Here is a 6674-nt window from a genome sequence, read left to right on the forward strand (position 1 = left end):
TTTTAGAATATTGGAAATATTAAAATGAGCACAAGAATTAGATTTGACTGGCAAGATCCATTCTTACTGGAACAGCAACTGACTGAAGAAGAGCGCATGATCCGTGACAGCGCACATGCCTACTGTCAAGACAAGCTGATGCCACGCGTACTAGAACAGTTCCGTCATGAAAAAACTGACCCAACGATTTTTCGTGAAATGGGTGAGCTGGGTCTGCTGGGCCCAACCATTCCTGAGCAATACGGTGGCGCAGGTCTAAACTATGTCAGCTATGGTCTGATTGCACGTGAAGTAGAACGTGTGGATTCGGGTTATCGTTCAATGGCCAGCGTACAAAGCTCGCTAGTGATGGTGCCAATCAATGAATTTGGTTCTGAAGAACAGAAGCAGAAATATTTACCGAAATTGGCGACCGGTGAATATATCGGTTGTTTCGGTCTGACTGAACCAGATCATGGTTCTGATCCGGGCAGCATGATTACTCGTGCCAAGAAAGTTGATGGTGGTTACCGTCTGACTGGTGCGAAAATGTGGATCACCAACAGCCCAATTGCTGATGTCTTTGTGGTTTGGGCAAAAGAAGTATCTCCTGAAGGCAATGTCGGTGACATTCGCGGCTTTATCTTAGAAAAGGGTTGGGAAGGGCTTTCTGCACCAGCAATTCACGGTAAAGTTGGCCTACGTGCTTCGATTACCGGTGAAATCGTGATGGACAATGTTTTTGTTCCAGAAGAAAACGCATTCCCGGAAACTCGTGGTCTAAAAGGTCCATTTACCTGTCTGAACAGTGCCCGCTATGGTATTGCCTGGGGTGCGATGGGTGCAGCTGAATTCTGTTGGCATACAGCGCATCAATACACCATGGACCGTAAACAGTTCGGTCGTCCATTGGCTGCGAATCAGCTGATCCAGAAAAAACTGGCGGATATGCAAACTGAAATTGCGTTGGGTCTGCAAGTGGCTTTACGTTTTGGCCGTATGAAAGACGAAGGCATTGCTTCAGTAGAAGGTACTTCACTGATCAAGCGTAATAACTGTGGTAAAGCCTTAGATATTGCCCGTTTAGCGCGAGACATGATGGGCGGGAACGGGATTTCTGATGAATTTGGTGTGGCACGTCATCTGGTAAACCTGGAAGTGGTCAATACTTATGAAGGTACCCATGATGTACATGCCCTAATTCTAGGTCGTGCTCAAACAGGTATTGCTGCATTCTCCAACTAAATGCAGATCAACTTCTAGCCAGCATTGCTGGCTAGTTTGTTTTGGCTGACTTTAATTAAAGTCAGCCAATCCAGTTCTGGGATGGATTTTAAAAATCTAGTCAGATTCAGAATTAAAGATCAATTCAACATTCTATGTTTCATTTAATTAATTAGGTGAACCATAAACTTCTAAAGGGCACAGGAGTGCCAGCAAAGTGTAAAGGACATTATGAATACGCTTAATTCACAACAAAACCTTCTACCAGAAGAAAATATGCCTAAGAAAAAGGTCTGGATTCTGGCTTTTATCTTTTCATTTTTAGCATTATTGGTAGATGGTGCAGATCTTGCACTATTAGCCTACAGTCTAACCAGCCTCAAACAAGAATTTTCTTTAAGTAGTATTCAGGCAGGTGCACTCGGTAGCTGGACACTTGCTGGTATGGCCATTGGTGGCTTTTTTGGTGGCTGGGCTTGTGACCGCTTCGGACGAGTGCGGGTGATTGTGATTGCGATTGTCTTGTTTTCTTCACTCACCTTCTGGCTAGGTTTTACTCAAAGTTATGATGAGTTTAAGTGGTTAAGATTCTTCTCATCTATTGGTTTAGGGGCTTTATATATTGCCTGTAATACTCTAATGGCAGAGTATGTGCCAACAAAATATCGTTCTACAGTACTTGCTGCTTTAATGACAGGTTGGACACTTGGTTCAGTGGTTGCCACTGTACTTGCAGGATGGCTGCTTCCAGAGCTAGGCTGGCGTTACCTTTATTATATTGCCATTGTTCCGATTGTTCTTGCCATTGGCATGTTCTTCCTGGTACCAGAACCACAAGCCTGGTTAAAAGCCCGTCAAGAAAGATTGGCAGCCAAAGCCAGTGGAGTAGTGCAGGAAAAACCGAAGAATACGTTTAAAATGATTTTTGCCGATGCTTTAAGCCGTCGCATGTTCATCCTCTGGTCATTTAGTACCGCATTCTTACAGTTTGGTTATTACGGCGTAAGTAACTGGTTACCGGCTTATCTGGAATCAGATCTCGGTATTAAATTTAAAGAAATGACCACCTATATGATTGGGACCTTCCTGATCATGATGTGTACTAAAGTGATCGCGGGCATTATTGCGGATAAAATTGGTCGTCGTGCTGTATTTGCTTTCGGTACCATGGGCACCGCAATCTTTATTCCTATCATTGTCTTTGGCAACACACCGGACAACATCTTATGGCTGATGCTGTTTTTCGGATTCCTTTACGGTATTCCATATGGCATTAACGCGACTTATATGACTGAAAGTTTTTCTACTAAAGTCCGTGGTACAGCAACAGGTGGCGCTTATAACATTGGCCGTCTAGGCGCAGTATTGGCACCTTTAACCATCGGTTATTTTGCACAAGGTGGCTCAATTGGTACAGGTCTACTCATCATGAGTGTGGCTTATTTTATTTGTGGGTTGATCCCGGCGATTTTCATTAAAAACCGTTTGTTTGACCCACAAAAAGCTGACTAATTGATTAATCAAACATTTTATAAAGACAGGAAGATGCTAGGAAGCAATTAAATGAATAAAATCACACAGGATATCGAAACCATACTCAAGCAGATTCCAGATGGTGCGCATATTATGACTAGTGGCTTCGGTCTGGCAGGACAGCCAATCGAACTGATTGAAGCCCTGATTGATATTGGTCCTAAAGATCTGACGATTATTAATAATAATGCTGCTTCTGGTGACCGTGGCCTAACCAACCTGTTATTGTCAGGACTAGTGAAGAAAATGATCTGTTCATTTCCTCGTGCCAATAATTCCAAGGTGTTTGAAGAACTGTATAAAGCTGGAAAGGTTGAACTAGAGTTGGTACCACAAGGCAACTTGGCTTGCCGTATCCAGGCAGCGGGTGCTGGTCTGGGCGCTATTTTTACACCTACAGGTTTTGGAACCAAGATTGCTGAAGGTAAAGAAACACGTCATATCAATGGCAAAGACTATGTGCTGGAATATCCAATTCATGCGGACTATGCCTTAATTTATGGCAATCAGGCTGATCAATGGGGCAACTTAACCTATCGTAAAGCAGCGCGAAACTTTGGCCCATTAATGGCAAAAGCAGCCAAAACCACGATTGCTCAGGTACATGAAATTGTGGAGCTAGGCGAGCTTGATCCAGAGATTATCGTGACGCCGGGTATTTTTGTGCAGCATGTGGTGAAGGTAGGAGATATCAAATAATGACAATTCAAAAACGTACACGTGAACAGATTGTAGAAAAAGTTGCACAGGATATTCCAACTGGTTCTTATGTGAATTTAGGTATTGGCTTACCAACACGCGTTGCCGGTTATTTAAAACCTGAACAGGATATTGTCCTGCATTCTGAAAATGGCGTTTTGGGTTTTACTGCTTTAACCGACCCTGAAATCGCTGATGATGATCTGATTAATGCCGGTAAAGAACTGGTCAGCATGCTGGATGGTGGGAGTTTTATGAACTCTGCAGATTCCTTCGATATTATGCGTGGCGGCCATTTAGATTTCTGTATTATGGGCGCCTTTCAGGTTGCTGTGAACGGTGATCTCGCTAACTGGCATACCGGTGCACTGGATGCAGTTCCAGCGGTGGGTGGGGCGATGGATCTGGCGGTTGGTGCTCGCTGTGTCTATGTTTGCATGGAACATGTCACTAAAAATGGCGAACCGCGAATTGTGGAAGAGCTGACTTATCCAATTACTGGTAAAAACTGCGTTGACCGTATTTATACCGATTTGTGCATTATTGAATTAAAAGACAATCAGGCTTGGGTGCTAGAAATGGTGGATGGCTTGAGTTTTGAGGAACTTCAGCAACAGACCGGTTGCAAGTTGCTCGATGGCCGTGCAGCTGAACAGTTAAAAGCATCAGTATAATTTTCTAAATCATTTAAATATGGTTAAAAATCGCAGCTTAGACTGCGATTTTTTATGCTATATGTTCGTGATTAGTTACATATTCTAAAAGTGTACATTTTTACTTTGGAGAAACCGGACTTTCTATTTGGGGCTTACAACTAAATTTCGCATAATCGCCATTATATTAAATGGAAGATGATTTGGTGGAAATTTCTATTATTTCTTACAGTAATGAATGATGATAAGAGAATAAATTAATATTCATATGATGAGGTAACAGGTGTCTAAGAAAAACATTCAATGGAATCAAGAAAAATCAATTAAAAACGCCATTACAGATATGCAAAATGAGTTGAATAATCTGATGTCAGACAAACAACACAATACTTTTTTTAGAAACTCAATTCAGCAACTAGAAAGTTGGGATGATTTTATTGATTCCTTCTTTAAAAAATTTAAATTAGGTAAGCATTATTCTCGAAAAACTGTAGAGTTAAAATTTTCTCAAATTTTTAATCATCCTGAACTTAAAGATATCGTTGCTAATTCACCAACTATCGCAAAAGAATTAATAGCTCTTGGAAGTGAACTAGCCTCTACAGTGGATCAAGAAAAAACATTTATATTTAAAACAAGACTAATTCAAACTGATCAACTCTATAACTTTGATAATATTACAATTTGTAATGGGAAAGAAAAGAATGAAAATGGTGAAAGTATTCGAGAACAATGTCTAATCTTTCTCAAAAATTTACATAAAAATTCATCTGATGAATCGGATAAGGTAGTAGATGAATTTATTAATTTTATAAATGAGACTACTGAAGAAACTATAATTATTATTAAGGAAACTGGTGATGATATTTTGTCTAAATCAAAAGCTTTGGATGCTGCTAGAACTTTCCTAAATGAGGTAGCTTTTTTTGCAGATATTTCTCATTTTTATAAAACATTGCCTAGTTTAGAAATAGATAAACCAAATAAGTCTAATTTCATTAAAATAAATGAACATATGCAAAGAATTAGTTATGGGACAGTAGAAAACGAAATAGTGCGTCCAATTTTATTTACACTTAACGAAAACTTTGAGACTCAAAACACGAGTATTCATAAATTTTCAGTTATGCTAAAAGAATACGATTTTCCCATTTATAAAAAAGCTGAAAGCAATCCATTGTTAAGTAAAGTTTCTATTGCAATAAATTGGTATGCTAAAGCTCAAAGATCTTTAGATGAGCATACAAAGTTCTTATTTTGTTGCATTGGATTAGAAGCTTTATTTTCACAAAAGGGCGCTCCTGTTGCGGAAACACTCTCAGACAATTGTGCGCTGTTATTAGGACGTAATCTGGAAAGTCGTATCAACATTAAAAAGGATGTTAAACGATTATATGATAGTAGATCAGGAATAGCACATGGAAGAAAACCAGAGATATTGGAACATGATTTGAAGTTGGTTTTCCATATTTTGGCAAGTTCTATTGTTGAAATGATTAAGTTATCAAAATATAAAAGTATTGCTCTAGATAATGAAGTTTCTCTATATTTTGAAAGACAAAAAATGGATTCAAGTTCTTTTGATACTCTTTAAAGGTAGTACCGCTCAATGAGCAATAAGGTGATATCTATTTTTTAGAAACCTTAAAATTAACATAATACACGTTATATGAAAATATTTTTTATTTTTATAAATCATATATTTAATTTATAAAAAAGCCCAATCATCACAGATTGGGTTTTTTTATGATTTTTCATGTTTCATACTCAATAAATAAGCAATGTTCCACAGATTTATGTAGTCTCATTTAACCCTAAAGCAGAAAAAATGTCAGATAAAATAAGAATAGATATCCAGGTAATTATAGTTTAGGAACATTCAGAGGTGGATCAGGAAATTTGAACAACACTTATAAGTGATATTTTGCTCCCCAAATGATGTTATAAACATCAATATATGGAGTATTTTATGGCACGTAGACCAAGAAGAAATCATTCAAACGACTTTAAGGCTAAGGTAGCACTTGCTGCGATCAAAGCAGAAAAAACACTTGCTGAATTGAGTTCTGAGTTTGATGTTCATCAAAACCAAATTATTGACTGGAAAAATCAATTGATCTCAGCTTCCTCACAAGCTTTCGATCAATCAAAAGCTCCATCAGAACCTCCCATTGATCTTAAAAAGTTACATGCAAAAATCGGTGAGCAGGCATTAGAAATTGATTTTTTAGAAGGTGTGTTGAAGAAACTGGGCCGCTTCAACCACAAAAGTTAATCGATCACTCACTTCAGATTTCAGTATCTAAACAAGCTAAGTTACTGAAAGTCTCTCGTGGTTGTTATTATTATCGCCCAAAACCTGTTAGCTCATCAGATCTGAAGCTGATGCGATGTATTGATGAATTACATATGCAATATCCTTTTGCAGGCAGTCGTATGATGCGTGATTTGTTGAATCGTCAAGGGCATCATATAGGACGACGTCATACACGTACTTTAATGAAGAAAATGGGTATTCAGGCGTTATATTGCAAACCAAATTTAAGCCAGGCTAATCAAGCTCACCGTAAATATCCATATCTGCTC

General features: G+C 38.7%; 5 protein-coding genes and 1 pseudogene. All 6 read left to right on the plus strand.

The annotated features are described in order from the left end of the window. Window positions 1-24 precede the first annotated feature (24 nt). On the plus strand, window positions 25-1224 hold the full coding sequence (locus tag FTV27_RS15780) for an acyl-CoA dehydrogenase (RefSeq protein ID WP_180079257.1): 1200 nt from the start codon (window positions 25-27) through the stop codon (window positions 1222-1224). Between the two features lie 210 nt (window positions 1225-1434). Continuing rightward, window positions 1435-2715, plus strand: a complete 1281-nt coding sequence (locus FTV27_RS15785) for an MFS transporter (protein ID WP_180079258.1) — start codon at window positions 1435-1437, stop codon at window positions 2713-2715. Window positions 2716-2766: 51 nt separating this feature from the next. Beyond that, the gene (locus FTV27_RS15790; RefSeq protein WP_180079259.1) at window positions 2767-3435 is read left to right on the plus strand and encodes a 3-oxoacid CoA-transferase subunit A; all 669 of its coding nucleotides are present in this window, start codon (window positions 2767-2769) and stop codon (window positions 3433-3435) included. Next, window positions 3435-4109, plus strand: a complete 675-nt coding sequence (locus tag FTV27_RS15795) for a 3-oxoacid CoA-transferase subunit B (RefSeq protein ID WP_180079260.1) — start codon at window positions 3435-3437, stop codon at window positions 4107-4109. The genes FTV27_RS15790 and FTV27_RS15795 overlap by 1 nt, the downstream gene beginning before the upstream one ends. A gap of 262 nt (window positions 4110-4371) precedes the next feature. Continuing rightward, on the plus strand, window positions 4372-5682 hold the full coding sequence (locus FTV27_RS17400; protein ID WP_180079261.1) for a HEPN domain-containing protein: 1311 nt from the start codon (window positions 4372-4374) through the stop codon (window positions 5680-5682). 363 nt (window positions 5683-6045) lie between these two features. Next, window positions 6046-6674: pseudogene (locus FTV27_RS15805) on the plus strand (IS3 family transposase); the annotation flags it as partial.

Origin of the sequence: Acinetobacter sp. YH12251, assembly GCF_013417465.1 — a bacterium.
In the GTDB taxonomy this organism is placed as follows: domain Bacteria; phylum Pseudomonadota; class Gammaproteobacteria; order Pseudomonadales; family Moraxellaceae; genus Acinetobacter; species Acinetobacter amyesii.